This is a genomic window from Streptomyces sp. EDA2-14, assembly GCF_054963755.1.
The window spans coordinates 1,001,653-1,018,200 of the sequence record NZ_JBUEGE010000001.1 but is presented as its reverse complement, the minus strand read 5'-3'; the positions used below and the strand labels follow the sequence as shown (position 1 = coordinate 1,018,200).

The 16,548-nt window shown below is 69.8% G+C and carries 14 protein-coding genes; all 14 read right to left on the bottom strand.

Annotation, left to right across the window (positions count from 1 at the left end; all coding sequences use genetic code 11):
• Positions 1-120: 120 nt before the first annotated feature.
• The 14 genes from ACY34M_RS04530 to ACY34M_RS04465 all read right to left on the bottom strand — a co-directional run bounded on the left by ACY34M_RS04530 (position 121) and on the right by ACY34M_RS04465 (position 16,546).
• Positions 121-1,293: a DivIVA domain-containing protein gene (locus tag ACY34M_RS04530; RefSeq protein WP_462718610.1), complete on the bottom strand. Its 1,173-nt coding sequence runs from the start codon at positions 1,291-1,293 to the stop codon at positions 121-123.
• Between the two features lie 55 nt (positions 1,294-1,348).
• Complete coding sequence (locus ACY34M_RS04525; RefSeq protein WP_462718609.1) at positions 1,349-1,633, bottom strand: YggT family protein; 285 nt, start codon at positions 1,631-1,633, stop codon at positions 1,349-1,351.
• 74 nt (positions 1,634-1,707) lie between these two features.
• Positions 1,708-2,352: a cell division protein SepF gene (locus ACY34M_RS04520; RefSeq protein ID WP_385769864.1), complete on the bottom strand. Its 645-nt coding sequence runs from the start codon at positions 2,350-2,352 to the stop codon at positions 1,708-1,710.
• A gap of 126 nt (positions 2,353-2,478) precedes the next feature.
• Positions 2,479-3,207 (bottom strand): YggS family pyridoxal phosphate-dependent enzyme, encoded by a 729-nt coding sequence (locus ACY34M_RS04515; RefSeq protein ID WP_462718608.1) that lies wholly within the window; start codon positions 3,205-3,207, stop codon positions 2,479-2,481.
• 6 nt (positions 3,208-3,213) lie between these two features.
• Positions 3,214-3,954 (bottom strand): peptidoglycan editing factor PgeF, encoded by a 741-nt coding sequence (gene pgeF / locus ACY34M_RS04510; RefSeq protein WP_462718607.1) that lies wholly within the window; start codon positions 3,952-3,954, stop codon positions 3,214-3,216.
• Positions 3,955-4,005: 51 nt separating this feature from the next.
• Positions 4,006-5,253 (bottom strand): cell division protein FtsZ, encoded by a 1,248-nt coding sequence (ftsZ, locus tag ACY34M_RS04505; protein ID WP_462718606.1) that lies wholly within the window; start codon positions 5,251-5,253, stop codon positions 4,006-4,008.
• A gap of 298 nt (positions 5,254-5,551) precedes the next feature.
• Positions 5,552-6,265, bottom strand: a complete 714-nt coding sequence (locus tag ACY34M_RS04500; RefSeq protein WP_462718605.1) for a cell division protein FtsQ/DivIB — start codon at positions 6,263-6,265, stop codon at positions 5,552-5,554.
• A 122-nt stretch (positions 6,266-6,387) separates the two neighbouring features.
• Positions 6,388-7,476, bottom strand: a complete 1,089-nt coding sequence (gene murG / locus ACY34M_RS04495; protein WP_462718604.1) for an undecaprenyldiphospho-muramoylpentapeptide beta-N-acetylglucosaminyltransferase — start codon at positions 7,474-7,476, stop codon at positions 6,388-6,390.
• 6 nt (positions 7,477-7,482) lie between these two features.
• Entirely contained in the window at positions 7,483-8,811 is a 1,329-nt protein-coding gene (gene ftsW, locus ACY34M_RS04490) for a putative lipid II flippase FtsW (protein ID WP_462718603.1), read from the bottom strand.
• Between the two features lie 91 nt (positions 8,812-8,902).
• The gene (gene murD / locus ACY34M_RS04485; protein WP_462718602.1) at positions 8,903-10,342 is read right to left on the bottom strand and encodes a UDP-N-acetylmuramoyl-L-alanine--D-glutamate ligase; all 1,440 of its coding nucleotides are present in this window, start codon (positions 10,340-10,342) and stop codon (positions 8,903-8,905) included.
• Positions 10,324-11,397: a phospho-N-acetylmuramoyl-pentapeptide-transferase gene (gene mraY, locus ACY34M_RS04480; protein WP_462718601.1), complete on the bottom strand. Its 1,074-nt coding sequence runs from the start codon at positions 11,395-11,397 to the stop codon at positions 10,324-10,326. The genes murD and mraY overlap by 19 nt, the downstream gene beginning before the upstream one ends.
• Positions 11,397-12,797, bottom strand: coding sequence for a UDP-N-acetylmuramoyl-tripeptide--D-alanyl-D-alanine ligase (locus tag ACY34M_RS04475; protein WP_462718600.1), 1,401 nt, complete (start codon positions 12,795-12,797; stop codon positions 11,397-11,399). Before ACY34M_RS04475 ends, mraY begins: the two co-directional genes overlap by 1 nt.
• Positions 12,798-12,801: 4 nt before the next feature.
• Positions 12,802-14,349, bottom strand: coding sequence for a UDP-N-acetylmuramoyl-L-alanyl-D-glutamate--2,6-diaminopimelate ligase (locus ACY34M_RS04470; RefSeq protein ID WP_462718599.1), 1,548 nt, complete (start codon positions 14,347-14,349; stop codon positions 12,802-12,804).
• A 190-nt stretch (positions 14,350-14,539) separates the two neighbouring features.
• Entirely contained in the window at positions 14,540-16,546 is a 2,007-nt protein-coding gene (locus ACY34M_RS04465; RefSeq protein WP_462718598.1) for a peptidoglycan D,D-transpeptidase FtsI family protein, read from the bottom strand.
• Positions 16,547-16,548 lie beyond the last annotated feature (2 nt).

The window sequence follows — 16,548 nt, the reverse complement described above, 5'->3', positions numbered from 1 at the left end:
ACGCCCGCCCCGAGCGGAGCGCAAAAGGCCTCGGCCCGGATCGCAGAAACGATCCGGGCCGAGGCCTTGAATGAATGCCGACGCCTAGTTCTTACCAGGCGCTACGTGCAAACGCGCCGCTCAGTTGTCGTCCTCGTCGATGAGGAAGCCGCGCATCGGCGACGGAGCCTGGCCCATCGGGGACGGACCCTGCGGCCGCACCGGAGCCATCGGCTGCGTCATCGCGGGCGACATCTGCTGCTGACCGCCGCCGTACGACGGACCGCCGCTCTGCTGGTTGCCACCCATCGACTGGTTGCCGCCGTAGGACGGCGCACCCGCACCGGCCGGAGCCATGGAAGGCGCCGGGGACGGCGGCAGGCTCGCGGTCGCCGGGGTACGCGGCGGGGCCAGCGAGTCGTCGGCCTGGGTCTCCAGCTGGCGCAGCTGCGACTCCAGGTACGACTTCAGACGCGTGCGGTACTCGCGCTCGAAGCCGCGCAGGTCCTCGACCTTGCGCTCCAGCGTGGCGCGGGCGGACTCCAGGGAGCCCATCGCGACGCGGTGCTTCTCCTGCGCGTCCCGCTCCAGGGCGTCGGCCTTGGCACGGGCGTCACGCTCAAGACCCTCGGCACGGCTGCGCGCCTCGCCGACGATCTTGTTGGCCTCGGAGCGGGCCTCGGCGATCGCCTGGTCGGCGGTCTGCTGGGCCAGCGAGAGGACACGGGCGGCGCTGTCGCCACCGGGGCCCTGACCGGGCTGCGGCAGCTGCGGGCCACCGTGGCCGCCCATAGGACCGCCCATCGGGCCACCCATCGGACCCTGGCCCATCGGGCCGGGACCCTGCGGGCCGCCCTGCGGACCGTGTCCACCGGGACCGGCCGGCAGCTGCGGGGCACCGCTCGGCAGCTGGGGCGGGCCGCCCATGGGGCCGCCCATCTGCTGCTGCGGCGGGCCCGATATACCGGCGGGCACCGGGGCGCCCGGGCCTCGCATGCCCTGCGGGGGACCCTGCTGCTGGTCCTGCTGCCCGTCGGGGCCACCAGGACCGCCGGGACCACCAGGTCCACCGGGGCCGCCAGGCCCACCGGGACCGCCGGGTCCCTTGCGCATGCCGCCCTGCTGCTGGTTCTGCGCAGCGGCGCGGGTGGCTGCGGCAAGTTTCGCGCGCAGGTCCTCGTTCTCTCGAAGAAGACGTGTCAGTTCGGCTTCGACCTCATCGAGGAAGGCATCGACCTCGTCCTCGTCATAGCCTTCTCGGAGGCGGACGGTCGTGAACTGCTTGTTCCGCACGTCCTCGGGGGTCAACGGCATCTCTTCACCTCAACGTTGTCGTCGGCATTCGGCAAGACCGTAGTTGACATCGTGCTCACAGCCGGCTCACGACGGAGATCAGGATGTAGACGATGATCATGAGTACGAAGAAGGACAGGTCGAGCGCCACGCCCCCGAGACGCAGCGGCGGAATGAACCGCCGCAGAAGCTTGAGCGGTGGATCAGTGACAGTGTAGGTGGCCTCAAGAACGACCACCATCGCCTTGCCGGGTTGCCACGAGCGGGCGAACTGGAAGACGTAGTCCATGACCAGCCGGAAGATCAGCACGATGAGGAAACACATCAGCGCGATGTAGACCACATCCCAAAACACGCCCATGTCGGCGGTTCCCTCTCCCCTGTGTCTCGTGCCTCGTGACTAGTTGTAGCTAGCCGTTCGAACTTTGCTGCGTCTCAGCTCTGGTTGAAGAACCCGCCCTCTGCGATACGGGCTTTGTCCTCCGCCGTGACATCGACGTTAGCAGGCGACAACAGGAACACCTTCTGTGTCACTCGCTCGATGCTCCCGTGAAGACCGAACACAAGACCGGCGGCAAAGTCGACAAGTCGCTTCGCGTCGGTGTCGTCCATCTCCGTCAGATTCATGATCACCGGAGTGCCCTCACGGAAGTGTTCCCCGATGGTACGGGCCTCGTTGTAGGTCCGGGGGTGCAATGTGGTGATGCGGTAGGGCTCCCGCTCGGACACGACCTTGGGCATGATCACCGGTGCGTTCTTCTCCAGGCTCTGACGTTCAGGTGTGATGGATGCCACGGGGGCGATTCGCGCCGGACGTCCGGATTCAGCGGCGAGCGAAGCGGGTTGGCGCACCGGCTCGCGCTGAGCCGGCGGCTGCACCACTCTGACCGATTCCTCCACATCCGTGGCGGCATGGGAGCTGTGTGACTGATGCGACGGCTCGTGCCGTCGACGGTCGCGCTCGGGCTCCGGGTCGAGTTCGGGCTCGAAGTCGTCATCGGGGTCGAACCCCCGGCCGTCGTACCCATCGTCCTCCACGAGGCCGAGGTAGACCGCCATCTTGCGCATCGCGCCGGCCATTCTCTTGGTCCTCCGCTCTGTGGTGGATCGGCTGACGTCAACCAAAGTGCCCGCGATCCACGTGGCCTCCCCGCCCATCAGCGAGAATGACCATATTTTCTGCTGTGGTCCGACTTCTTCGCGACGTTACCCGAGCCGGGGTCGGACTCCGAGGACCGCGGTACCGACGCGCACATGTGTCGCTCCGGCCGCCACGGCCTGCTCAAGGTCCGAACTCATCCCTGCCGAGACCATGTTCGCAGCCGGATGGGCCGCGCGCACGGCAGTCGACAAATCCATGAGCCGGTCGAACGCCGCCTGTTGCCGACCCGCGTAGACCCCGGTGAGCGGGGCGACGGTCATCAGACCGTCGAGCCGCAGACCCGGAGCCTCGGCCACGCGAGCGGCCAACTCCTCCACTCCGCCGGGGCCGATGCCCCCGCGCTCCCCCCGGCCGTCCGCATCGGCGTCGAGCGCGACCTGGATCAGGCACCCCAGTTCACGCTCGGACCGCACGGCTTCCTTCGAGAGCGCCGTGACGAGCTTGCTCCGGTCCACGGACTGCACCAGATCGGCATAACTCACTACGGAACGGACCTTGTTGGTCTGAAGCTGACCGACAAAGTGCCACGTGAGCGGAAGATCCGAGCATTCCGCGGCCTTGGGAGCCGCGTCCTGGTCCCGGTTCTCCGCCACGTGCCGGACACCGAGGCCGGACAGGATCCGTACATCGCTCGCGGGGTAGGTCTTGGTGACCACGATGAGGGTCACGTCGTCCCGCTTGCGCCCGGCCGCCGCACAGGCCGCGGTGATACGTTCCTCCACCGCGGCCAGGTTCGCGGCGAGTTCTGCCGTACGGTCCTGAAGTTCTGTCATGTCGTCTCAGTCCAGCCAGACATAGCCGCCGAGTCGGCCGGTGGCCTTGTCGCGGCGGTACGAGAAGTGATCGTGCGACTCAAGTGTGCACACCGGCGACTGCTCCCGGTCACGCACCCCGAGCCGCTCCAGCTGGGCATGGACTCCGGCGGTCACGTCGACGGCCGGGGTGCCCCAGCTGGTCTCGGCGTACGCCGCCGGTTCCGCCTCCGCGACCTCGGCCCGCATCTCGGCCGGCACCTCGTAGCAGCGCCCGCAGACCGCGGGCCCCGTACGGGCGATGATCCGGTCCGGCTCCGCACCCCGCTCCACCATCGCCGCGACCGCGGCCGGGACCACCCCGGCGACCATGCCGGGGCGGCCCGCGTGCGCGGCGGCGACGACCCCGGCGACCGGGTCGGCGAGGAGAACGGGGGTGCAGTCCGCGGTGAGTACGGCGAGCGCGAGCCCGCGCCGCGTGGTGACGAGGGCGTCGACGCACGGAATGTCGGCTTCGGTCGCCCAGGGCCCGTCCACGACCGCCACGTCGGGGCCGTGCACCTGGTTCATCCACACGACACGGGAGGCGTCGAGGCCAAGTGCCCGCGCCGCCAGTTCCCGGTTGCGCAGGACGGCTTCGCGGTCGTCGCCGACCGCTCCGCCGAGGTTCAGCTCCTCGTACGGAGCGGCGCTCACCCCGCCCCACCGGTCGGTGAAGGCGAAGTGCGCGCCACTCTCGGAAGACACTGTGTGGTGTTGTCCTGTCACTGCGGTGATCCGTACTGCTCCATGACCACGCTCACGCTCAACGGCACGTGATCACTTGAGGAAGTCCGGCACGTCGAGCTCCTCGGCCTGGCTGTCCGGGTAGGACGGCCGCGGAACCTGCGGCGGGGCGGGCGGGGCCGCCGGCGCCTCGTTCACCGGGGTGGGCGCCTCGGCCGGCGGGGCCGGGGTCGGCGTCTGCGGCTGGGACTCCTCGCGCTGGGTGACGCTGCCGAGGTTGCCGAAGGCCGGACGCGCGGGCTCGGGGGCCGGCGTCGAGGGCCGCGACGGCGACGCCGGTTCCTCACGCTTGGCGGTCGACGAACCGACCACGTTGTCCCGCTTGTTCGGCGGCTGCCCGCCGTCGAAGCCGGCGGCGATGACGGTGACCCGCACCTCGTCGCCGAGCGCGTCGTCGATGACGGCGCCGAAGATGATGTTCGCCTCGGGGTGGGCCGCCTCGCTGACCAGCTGCGCCGCCTCGTTGATCTCGAAGAGACCGAGGTCCGAGCCACCGGAGATGGAGAGCAGCACGCCACGGGCGCCGTCGATGGACGCTTCCAGGAGTGGCGAGGAGATCGCCATCTCGGCGGCGGCCACCGCGCGGTCGTCGCCGCGGGCGGAGCCAATGCCCATGAGGGCCGAACCCGCCTCGGACATCACGGACTTCACGTCCGCGAAGTCGAGGTTGATGAGACCCGGGGTGGTGATGAGGTCGGTGATGCCCTGGACACCGGAGAGCAGGACCTGGTCCGCCGACTTGAAGGCGTCGAGGACGGAGACCTGCCGGTCCGAGATGGACAGGAGCCGGTCGTTCGGAATGACGATGAGGGTGTCGACCTCTTCGCGGAGCTCGGCGATGCCGTCCTCCGCCTGGTTCGCCCGGCGCCGACCCTCGAAGGTGAACGGCCGGGTGACCACACCGATCGTGAGGGCGCCCAGCGAGCGCGCGATGTTGGCCACGACGGGTGCGCCGCCGGTGCCGGTGCCGCCACCTTCACCGGCGGTGACGAAGACCATGTCGGCCCCCTTGAGGACCTCCTCGATCTCCTCGCGGTGGTCCTCGGCCGCCTTGCGGCCGACGCCCGGATTGGCTCCGGCGCCGAGTCCGCGGGTGAGTTCACGGCCGACGTCGAGCTTGACGTCCGCGTCGCTCATCAACAGGGCTTGCGCATCGGTGTTGATGGCGATGAACTCGACGCCCTTGAGACCGACCTCGATCATCCGGTTGATGGCATTGACACCACCGCCGCCGACACCGATGACTTTGATGACTGCGAGGTAGTTCTGCGGTGCTGCCACGTCGAAGGCCTCTCGCCTCGAGTTACGTGTCGCCGCCTCGCGTTCTACGGTGCGACGACTGATGCCGAATTGGGGCGGTCCGGACTACTAGTTGACTACTAGTCGACTGCCGACCCGAACCCTAACGCTGAAGTTTAGGGTTACCAGTGTGTCTGTTTCCTGGACTCTTCCGAACCTGACACTAAGTCGACAAGTGGCGCCCGTTCAACGAACACGCCGAACCTCCCGTTTTTCTTTTCACCCTATGTGATCAGCCGTGTCGATGCCCAACCAGGGTGCTGGCCTGCATCGATGTGCGTCAACTCCCGGACACCGCAGGGGCCGTGGGAACACTCACGTCCAAGTGCTCGGCCTTCGGGGCGGCTTTCATGAGAGCGGTGAGAGTACGCGCCTTCGTGTCACCCTGCTCGGCACTTCCCCACGCGACGCTCCGCCCGCCGGTCAGCTCCAGCGAGATGTCGTCGTACGAACGGACCTTGACGGTCCGCGCGGCCCGCAGGACCGGCTTCGGGAGCCGGCCGGCGACCCGCACCGCTTCGCGGACGAGCCGGTCGGGACCGAAACGCCGCAGGCTGGCCTCGGCGCTCCCCTGATCCGGCGTCAATTCGAGACGCGGAACGCCCTTCGGGGGCTTGTCCACCGTCGCAAAACGAACGCCTTCGCGGTCGACTTCGACGAACTTGTCTGAATTTTTGCCGTCTTCCACAATCAGAACCGGCTTGCGTTCCGTGACTTTCAACCCGATTCCGTGCGGCCATGAACGGACCACATCAACCGCGTCAATTCGGGGCAATTTCCGGCGCAGCCGCTCCTCAATGGCGTCCGTGTCGACGGAGATCAGCGGGGCGCCCACCGGCACGGCGGCCGCGTCCCGGACCTGAGACGGCGTCAGGACTTCGGTGCCCGAGGGCTTGACGCGCTCCACGCGCAGCCACGGCGAGCCGTAGAGCAGCCAGGTGCCGCCCGCGCCGAGCAGCACGAGCAGCACCCCGGTCACGACAAGGGTGCGCATGCTCGGCATGCGCACCCGTCCCGGGGCGGGGGGCGGCTCGGACGCCTCGGACGACTCTCGTTCGCGATCCGTTGTGGTGGGTCCGGCGGCCACGATCCCCTGCCCTTACATTCGTCTGCTCACTAACGACGCGAGTTGATCGCCTCGTACACCATCCCGACGAGCAGGTCGTCGGCGTCCCTGCGGCCGAACTCGGCGGCCGCGCGGGACATCTCGTACAGCCGGTGCGGGTCGGCGAGCACGGGCAGGACATTGGCCTGGACCCACTCGGGGGTCAGCTCCGCGTCGTCGACCAGCAGTCCGCCGCCGGCCTTGACCACCGGCTGGGCGTTGAGCCGCTGTTCGCCGTTGCCGATCGGCAGCGGGACGTAGGCGGCGGGGAGCCCGACGGCGGAGAGTTCGGCGACGGTCATCGCGCCCGCGCGGCAGAGCATCATGTCGGCCGCGGCGTACGCGAGGTCCATCCGGTCCACGTACGGTACCGGGATGTACGGGGGCATTCCCGGCATCTGCTGAACCTGCGGCAGTTCGTTCTTGGGGCCGACCACGTGCAGCACCTGAATGCCGGAGCGCTGGAAGAGCGGCACGACGCGCGTGACGACCTCGTTCAGGTGGCGGGCACCCTGGGAGCCGCCGGAGACGAGCAGCGTCGGCAGGTTCGGGTCGAGCCCGAACGCGGCGCGTGCCTCGGGCCGCTTCTGCGCCCGGTCGAGCAGGGCGATGGTGCGGCGCAGCGGGATGCCGATGTAGCGCGAGTTGCGCAGCTTGCTGTCGGGCGAGGAGACCGCGACCTGCGCCGCGTACCGCGAACCGATCTTGTTGGCCAGGCCGGGCCGCGCATTGGCCTCGTGCACCACGATCGGCACGCCGAGCCGCTTGGCGGCGAGGTAGCCGGGCAGCGCCACGTACCCGCCGAAGCCGACGACCGCGTCCGCCTTGGTGCGCTCCATGACCTGCTCGGCCGCCTTGATGGTGCCGCGCAGCCGGCCGGGAACGGTGATCAGCTCAGGCGTGGGTTTGCGCGGCAGCGGCACGGCGGGGATCAGCGCCAGTTCGTAGCCGCGCTCCGGTACGAGACGGGTCTCAAGGCCGCGCTCCGTGCCCAGCGCCGTGATCCCCACGGTCGGGTCCTGCCTGCGCAGGGCGTCCGCGAGGGCGAGCGCCGGCTCGATGTGGCCGGCGGTCCCCCCACCGGCGAGTACGACATGCACCGAAATTCACCGCTCTCTGGACGTACGCGCCGTGGCGCGCCGTCGCATCGTGTTCCATCTCATCCCCCGACCTCCCGGGCTTCGCCGCATCGCGAGCGCCGCTCGCGCCGCCGGCTCGTCCCGCGCGAACGCGATCAGCAGCCCCACGGCGAACATGGTCGGAAGCAGCGCGGATCCCCCGTACGAGAACAGCGGGAGCGGGACTCCGGCGATCGGCAGCAGGCCGAGCACCGCACCGATGTTGACCACGGCCTGGGCCGTGATCCACGTCGTCACGCCTCCCGCGGCATAGCGAACGAAGGGGTCCTCCGTGCGTCCGGCCACGCGGATACCCGCATAGCCTAGAGCCGCGAACAGGGCGAGCACCGACAGCGTCCCCGCCAGGCCCAGTTCCTCACCGGTGATGGCAAAGATGAAGTCGGTGTGCGCTTCGGGAAGTTGTCCCCATTTTTCCACACTCGCTCCGAGGCCCGAACCGAAGAGCCCTCCGGAGGCCAGCGCGTAGATCCCGTGCAGTCCCTGCCAGCACATGTCGCCGGGTCCGGCGTCGGCGCGGCCCAGGCAGGCCATGCGTGCCATGCGGTTCGGGCTGGTCTTGATGAGGATCGCGCCGATCACCGCGGCCACCGACAGCACGCCCACGAAGAGGCGGGTGGGCGCCCCGGCCGTCCACAGCAGTCCGAACAGGATCGCGGTCAGCAGGATCGCGGTGCCCATGTCGCCGCCGAGCATGATCAGGCCGAGCAGCATGAAAGCCACCGGAACGAGCGGTACCAGCATGTGCTTCCACTGGGTCAGCAGCCGCTTGTCGTGTTTGCGCGCCAGCAGATCGGCGCCCCAGAGGATCAACGCCAGCTTCCCGAACTCGCTGGGCTGCAGCATGAAGGGGCCGCCGAGCGTGATCCAGTTCTGGTTGCCGTTGATCGACACTCCTATGCCCGGCACCTGCACCAGGACCATCAGGAAGACGCTGGCGGCCAGTATCGGGTAGGCGAGCGCCCGGTGCAGTTTCACCGGCATCCGCATCGCGATCAGCAGCAGGATGCCGCCGAGCACGGCCGCGATGAACTGCTTCTTGAAGAAGTACGAGCTGGACAGGCCCATCTGCAGGGCCGTGATCATCGAGGCCGAGTAGACCATGATCAGGCCGAGCACCGTGATGAGCAGCGAGGCGCCGATGATCAGGTAGTACGCGGTGAGCGGCCGGTCCCAGGCGCGCTTGGCCTGCGCGTACAGGGTGCGCAATGGGTTGACGCGGGCCCGGTAGACCTTGCTGGTCTTCCGGGGTGGTGCGGCGGGGCGCCCGGTCGTGCGGGGAGGGCTGCTACCGGCCATGACCGTCCCCCACCGATGAGCCGTACGTCTGCGCTGCCACGTTCCCCTCCCGAAGGGTGCCCGGCGTCACCGGGCGCCCTCTCGAGCCCCCTCAGACGCCGGTGGCGCCGAGCTCGCGGACCGCTTCCGCGAACGCCTCGCCACGCTTGTTGTAGTTGGTGAACATGTCCATCGACGCGCAGGCCGGGGCCATCAGCACGGTGTCCCCCTGGCGGGCGAGCCGTGCGGCCTCCTGGACCGCCGCCGACATCGCCCCAGTGTCGGTCCGGTCGAGGTCGACGACCGGTACTTCGGGGGCGTGTCGCTCCAGGGCTTCGCGGATCAGCGCGCGGTCGGCGCCGATCAGGACGACGCCGCGCAGCCGCTTCGCGGCGCCCGTGACCAGCTCGTCGAAGGTCGCGCCCTTGGCGAGCCCGCCCGCGATCCACACGATGGACTCGTACGCGGCCAACGACGCCTGAGTGGCATGGGTGTTGGTCGCCTTGGAGTCGTCCACGTACGCGACGCCGTCGACGTCGGCGACGTGCTCGATGCGGTGGGCGTCGGGGCGGAAGTTCCGCAGTCCTTCGCGGACGGCCGCGGGCTCGACGCCGTAGGCGCGGGCGAGGGCCGCCGCGGCGAGGGCGTTGGCGATGTTGTGCGGGGCCGGCGGGTTGACGTCCGTGACCTCGGCGAGTTCCTGCGCGTTCTTCTGCCGGTTCGGGGCGAAGGCCCGGTCGACCAGGATGCCGTCGACGACGCCGAGTTCGGAGGGGCCGGGGGTGCCGAGGGTGAAGCCGATGGCGCGGCAGCCCTCCTCGACGTCGGCCTCCTCGACCAGCTTCTCGGTCGCCCTGTCGGCCACGTTGTAGACGCAGGCGACCTGGTTGCCCTCGTAGATGCGGCCCTTGTCGGCGGCGTACGCCTCCATGGAGCCGTGCCAGTCGAGGTGGTCGGGCGCGAGGTTCAGGACGGCGCCGGAGTGGGCGCGCAGCGAGGGCGCCCAGTGCAGCTGGTACGAGGACAGCTCGACGGCGAACACGTCGTAGGCGTCGTCGCCCTGGAGGACGACGTCGATGATCGGCGTGCCGATGTTGCCGACGGCGGCCGTGCGCAGGCCCGCCGCCTCCAGGATCGACGCGAGCATCTGCGTCGTCGTGGTCTTGCCGTTGGTGCCGGTGATCGCGAGCCAGGGGGCGGCGTTCGGGCCGCGCAGCCGCCAGGCGATCTCGACGTCGCCGACGACGTCGACGCCGGCCGCCGCGGCCTCCGCGAACAGCGGCGACGAGGGCTTCCAGCCGGGCGACGTGACCACGAGGTGGGTGCCCTCGGGCAGCGTGGACGAGTCCCCGAGCTGTACGGAAATCCCCGCTTCTTCAAGAGGAGCGGCCTTTTCGCGGTGGGCCTCGCTGTCGCCGCCGTCCACGACGGTCACCGACGCGCCGAAGCCGGCCAGTGCGCGGGCGGCGCTGATGCCGCTCACGCCGAGGCCGGCGACGGTGATGTTCATGCCCTGCCATGGGGAAGGGGTCGTCACTTCTTGGCTGCCCATCCTGCGTAGAAGAGGCCGAGTCCGACGATCACGCACATGCCCTGGATGATCCAGAACCGGACCACCACAAGGACTTCGGACCACCCCTTGAGTTCGAAGTGGTGCTGCAGTGGCGCCATGCGGAAGACGCGCTTGCCGGTCATCCGGAACGAGCCGACCTGGATGACGACGGACATCGTGATGAGCACGAACAGGCCGCCGAGCAGGGCGAGAAGGAGCTCGGTGCGCGAGCAGATCGCGAGACCGGCGAGGGCGCCGCCGAGGGCGAGCGAGCCGGTGTCGCCCATGAAGATCTTGGCGGGCGAGGTGTTCCACCACAGGAAGCCGAAACAGGCGCCCATCAGGGCCGATGCGACGACGGCCAGGTCGAGTGGGTCTCTGACCTCGAAACACGCGCCCGGGTTGGTCAGGGTCTGCGCGTTGGCGCAGGACTCCTGGAACTGCCAGACACCGATGAAGGTGTACGCGCCGAAGACCATCACGGAGGCGCCGGTGGCGAGGCCGTCGAGGCCGTCCGTCAGGTTCACGCCGTTCGACATCGCGAGGATCATGAACAGCGCCCATACCACGAACAGGACCGGGCCGATCGACCACCCGAAGTCCTCCACGAAGGAGAGCTTGGTGGAGGCGGGCGTATTGCCGCGCACATCCGCGAACTGCAATGAGATCACCGCGAAGGCGATGCCGACGATCAGCTGTCCGGCCATCTTCGCCTTGGCTCTGAGGCCGAGCGAACGCCGCTTGACGATCTTGATGTAGTCGTCGAGGAAGCCGACGAGCCCCATGCCCGCCATCAGACCGAGCACCAGCAGACCCGAGAGGGTCGGCGCGGCGCCGGTGATCAGCTTGCTGAGGAAGTACGCGATGAGGGTCGCCAGGATGAAGGCGATACCACCCATGGTCGGCGTACCGCGCTTGCTCGCGTGCTCGCGCGGGCCGTCGTCACGGATGTACTGGCCGTAGCCCTTGCGGGCCAGGAGCTTGATCAGAAGTGGTGTTCCGGCGAGGGTCAGGAAGAGACCGATGACGCCCGCGAACAGAATCTGCTTCATCATCAGGCATCAACCCCGCCCCGCACGTCCGCGAGCAGCGCCTGTGCCACGCTCTCCAGGCCCACCGACCTGGATGCCTTCACGAGCACGACGTCTCCCGGGCGCAGCTCGCTGCGCAGCAGGTCGATCGCCGCCTGTGCGTCGGACACGTGCACCGACTCCTCACCCCACGAACCCTCGTTATAGGCGCCCAACTGCATCCAGGACGCTTCCCTGCCCCCGACTGCAACGAGCTTGCTGACGTTGAGCCGGACGGCGAGCCGTCCGACGGCGTCGTGCTCGGTCAGCGCCTCGTCCCCGAGCTCGGCCATCTGCCCGAGCACCGCCCACGTACGGCGCCCCTTGCCCATGGCCACCAGCGCGCGCAGTGCCGCTCGCATGGACTCGGGGTTCGCGTTGTAGGCGTCGTTGACGATCGTGACGCCGTCCGGGCGCTCGGTGACCTCCATCCGCCAGCGGGACAGGTTGCCCGCCTCGGAGAGCGCGAGGGCGATCTCCTCCACGGACATGCCAAGGTCATGGGCGACGGCGGCCGCGGCGAGCGCGTTCGACACGTGGTGCTCACCGTACAGGCGCAAGGTCACTTCGCTGCACCCGGAGGGTGTGTGCAGGCTGAAGGCGGGCTGTCCGGTCTCCGTGAGTCGGACATTCTCGGCACGAATGTCGGCGCTCTCGGCCTCTCCGAAGAAGAGGACCTTCGCCTTCGTGCGCGAGGCCATGGCGCGTACCAGCGGGTCGTCCGCGTTGAGGATCGCGGTGCCGTCGGCGGGCAGGGCCTCCACCAGCTCGCCCTTGGCCACCGCGATCTGCTCGCGGCCGCCGAACTCGCCGATGTGCGCGGTCCCGACGTTCAGGACGACTCCGACCTTCGGGGGCGTAAGGCCCGTCAGGTACGTGATGTGGCCGATGCCGCGGGCGCCCATCTCCAGGACGAGGAACTTCGTCTCGTCGGTGGCGGTGAGCGCGGTGAGCGGCAGGCCGATCTCGTTGTTGAACGAGCCGGGCGTGAAGACCGTGTCGGCCTTGCGGCGCAGCACCTGGGCGATCAGGTCCTTGGTGCTGGTCTTGCCGGCCGAGCCGGTGAGACCCACCAGGGTGGCGCCGAGTCGCGCGACCACGTGCCGGGCCAGCGCGCCGAGCGCCGCCTGGACGTCGTCGACGACGATGGCGGGGACTCCGACGGGGCGGGACGCCAGGACGGCGGCGGCCCCCTTGTCGACGACCTCGCGCGCGTAGTCGTGGCCGTCCACCCGCTCGCCCACGAAGGCGGCGAAGAGGCTTCCCGGCTCGACCTTGCGCGAGTCGATGACGACCGGCCCGGTGACCCGGGCCTGCGGATCCGGTATGTCGTACGGCTGCCCGCCGACGGCTGAGGCGATCTCGGCGAGGGAGAGGGCGATCACAACTTCATCCCTGGGTTTTCTGGTGGTCGGCGGTGGCCTCGGCGGCCTCGATGGCCTCGCGCAGCACCTGTCGGTCGTCGAACGGGCGGACCACACCGGCGATGTCCTGGCCCTGCTCGTGGCCCTTGCCCGCGACGAGCACCGTGTCGCCGGGCTGGGCGCGCGCGACGGCGGCGGCGATGGCCGCGGCCCGGTCCTCGAACACGGCGACGTCGCCCCGCCCGTGGGCCGGCACGTCGGCGGCGCCCGCGAGCATGGTGGCGAGGATCGCGAGGGGGTCCTCCGAGCGTGGGTTGTCGGAGGTGAGGATGGCGGTGTCGGCGAACCGCGCCGCCGCCGCGCCCATCGGCATCCGCTTGGTCTTGTCGCGGTCGCCGCCGCAGCCGAGCACGATGTGCAGCTTGTTCTCGGTGACCTTGCGCAGCGCCCGCAGCACGGACTCCACGGCGTCGGTCTTGTGCGCGTAGTCGACGACGGCAAGGTACTTCTGGCCGGCCTCCACGCGCTCCAGGCGGCCGGGCACGCCGGGTACGGCGGCGACGCCGTCGGCCGCGGTCTGCGGGTCGATCCCGGCGACGGCGAGCGTGACGATCGCGGCGAGGGTGTTCGCGACGTTGAAGGGGCCCGCGAGCGGCGCCTTGGCGGTGATCCGCTCACCCTTGGGGCCGACGACGGTCAACGTCGAGTCGAACGGGCCGACTTCGACGTCCTCGGCGTGCCAGTCGGCGTCCGGGTGGCCCTCGGCGGAGAAGGTGACGACGGGGACCTCGGACTCGTCGATGAGCCGGCGCCCGTACTCGTCGTCGAAGTTCACGACGCCCCGTTTGCTGCGGGCCTTCGTGAACAACTGCGCCTTCGCCTGGAAGTAGTCCTCCATGTCGGAGTGGAACTCCATGTGCTCCGGGCTCAGGTTGTTGAAGACCGCGACGTCGAAGACGCAGCCGTCGACCCGGCCGAGCACGAGGGCGTGGCTGGAGACCTCCATGGCGACGGCGTCGGTGCCGCGCTCGCGCATGACCGCGAACAGCGCCTGGAGATCGGTGGCTTCGGGGGTGGTGCGCTCGGACTTGATCCGCTCATCACCGATCCGCATCTCGACGGTGCCGATCAGGCCGGTGCTGTACACCGTCCGAAGGCCGCCCTCGATGAGGTACGCGGTGGTGGTCTTGCCCGACGTACCGGTGATGCCGAGCTGGAGCAGGTCCCGGCCGGGGTGGCCGTAGATCGTGGCGGCCAGCTCGCCCATCCGGCTGCGCGGGTTCTCCACGACGAGCGGCACCAGGCCGGCCTCGGACACCCGGTCCCAGCCCGCCGGGTCGGTCAGCGCCGCGACGGCGCCGAGCGAGGCGGCCTGTGCGGCGAAGTCGGCGCCGTGCGCGCGGGCGCCGGGCAGCGCCGCGTACAGGTCGCCGGGGCGCACGGCACGGGAGTCGTGCGTGATGCCGGTGACCCTTGCTGTGGCCTGGGGCGCGGGAACCCCCAGTTGATCGGCGAGTTCCGCGAGGGGGGTGGCGGAGACCTCGACCGGTCGCGGCGGCCCGGGGTATGTCACGGGTGCGCCCTTCTGGGTGGTTTGGGACTGATCAGCGTGTGGCACGGCGTGAGCGTACCGGGCGCACCCCCTGCCGGGCGAAGCGAGGGGCGTGGCGCGGTGCGGTTCCCCGGATCGTGGGTGATGGCAGTCACGGCGCCCTCACGGGGTTGGAGTGATCATGGTCACGGCCTGTTCTGGCTGGAAAACGTCATGGCTTGAACGTCACGGGCAGCCGCGCCGGCTTGTCGCCCGTGGGCGGGGTCTGGAGCGTCTTCAGGGCGAACTCCATAACCTTCTTGTAGATCGGGCCGCAGATCTGACCGCCGAAGTAGCCGCCCTTGGTGGCGTTCTGGATCGCGCAGTAGACGGTGACGCGCGGCTTGTCGGCGGGCGCGAAACCGGCGAACGACGACGTGTAGCCCTTGTAGCGGCCGGTGGCCGGATCCACGCGGTTGGCCGTACCCGTCTTACCGGCGACGCGGTAGCCGGGGATGCGGGCCTTCGTGCCCGTGCCCTCTTCGTCGTCGACCACGGACTCCAGCATCTGCGCGACCGTCTTGGCGGTCTTCTTGCTGACGACGCGGGTCTCCTTGGGCTTCGGCGCGGGCGTGAACCGCCCGTCGGGGCCCTTGGTGCCGCGTACGAGGGTCGGCTGCACCCGTACGCCGTTGTTGGCGATGGTCGAGTACACGGAGGCGGCCTGCATCGCGTTGATGGAGAAGCCCTGGCCGAACGGGATCGTGTACTGCTGCGACGTGGACCACTTGTCGGCGGGCGCGAGGATGCCGGAGGTCTCGCCGGGGAAGCCGAGGCCGCTCTCCCGGCCGATGCCGAACTTGCGCAGGTAGGAGTAGAGCGTCGTGTTGGCCGCCTGCTGGGTCCTGCCGAGCTGGCCGGTCGCCAGGATGGTGCCGATGTTGCTGGACTTGGCGAGCACGCCGTTGAGCGTGAGGTGCCAGGTCGGGTGGTCGACGTCGTCCTGGAAGAGCCGGTCGCCGCGGTGCAGCCGGTTGGGCACGGTGACGTGGGTGCCGGGCGTGGCCGCCTTCTCCTCCAGGACCGCCGCCATCGACATGACCTTGGCGGTGGAGCCGGGCTCGTACGCGTCCTGGAGCGCGGCGTTGCCGAGGGCGGAGGCCTTGGCGTCGGACAGGTCGTTCGGGTCGAAGCCGGGCGCGTTCGCCATGGCCAGGACCTCGCCCGTCTTCGTGTCCTGCACTATCACGTAGCCGCGGTCGGCCTTCGACTCCTTGACCTGCTCGTCGATCGCGTTCTGCGCGGCCCACTGGATGTCGCGGTCGATGGTCAGCTCGACGTCGGAGCCGGGCACGGCGGGCTGCTCGGTGCTGCCGGCGGTCGGCACCTGCTGGCCGCCGGACTGGGCGTAGCGGATCTTGCCGGCCTTGCCCGCGAGCTCCTTGTCGAGCTGCTGCTCGACGCCGCCGCCGCCCTTGCCATCGGCGTTGACCCAGCCGAGGACGCCCGCGGCGAGGTCGCCGTTCGGGTAGACGCGCTTGCTGCTGGGCTCGGACAGCACGCCGGAGAGCACGCTCGCCGCGCGGCCCGCCTTGTTCGCCTTCTCGTTGAGCGTCGTCTGCAGGTCCTTGATCTGCTTCCAGACCTGCGGCGTCTGCCGCACCGCGAGCCGCACCCACCGGGTGTTCTTCGTCTTCAGCTTCTTGGTCAGCTCGTCCGCGTCGACCCCGATGATCGGCGAGAGCAGCGCCGCCGCCTGCTCCGGCGCGTCGTCGAGCTTGGTGGCCTTCTTCGTGAAGAGCGTCGGGTCGGCGGTGATGTCGTACGCGTCCACGCTCGCGGCGAGCTCGACGCCGCTGCGGTCCGTGACGCCGCCGCGCTCGGCGGCGATGGAGTGGCTGACGTACCGATTCAGCGAGGCCTTCGCCGCGTACGCGCTGGCGTCGACGCCCTGCACCTGGAAGAGGCGCACGACGAAGACCAGCAGGACCAGCGTGAGGCCCAGGCTCACCATGCGCAGGCGCGGCCGGGGGCTGCCGAGGCGCAGCCGGGCGGGCGCCTTCGGCTTCTTCGGGGCGGGGCGGGGGCGGCGGGCGGCCGGGCGCGGGGCGGGGCGGCCCTTCTGCCCGGCCTTGGGCGCGGGCCCGCCCTTGGGCGTGGATCCGGACGCGGGCCGTCCGGTGCGCGGCGGGCGCGCGGGGCCGGGCACGCGCCGGCGCGGGGGCTCCCTGTCGGTCATGG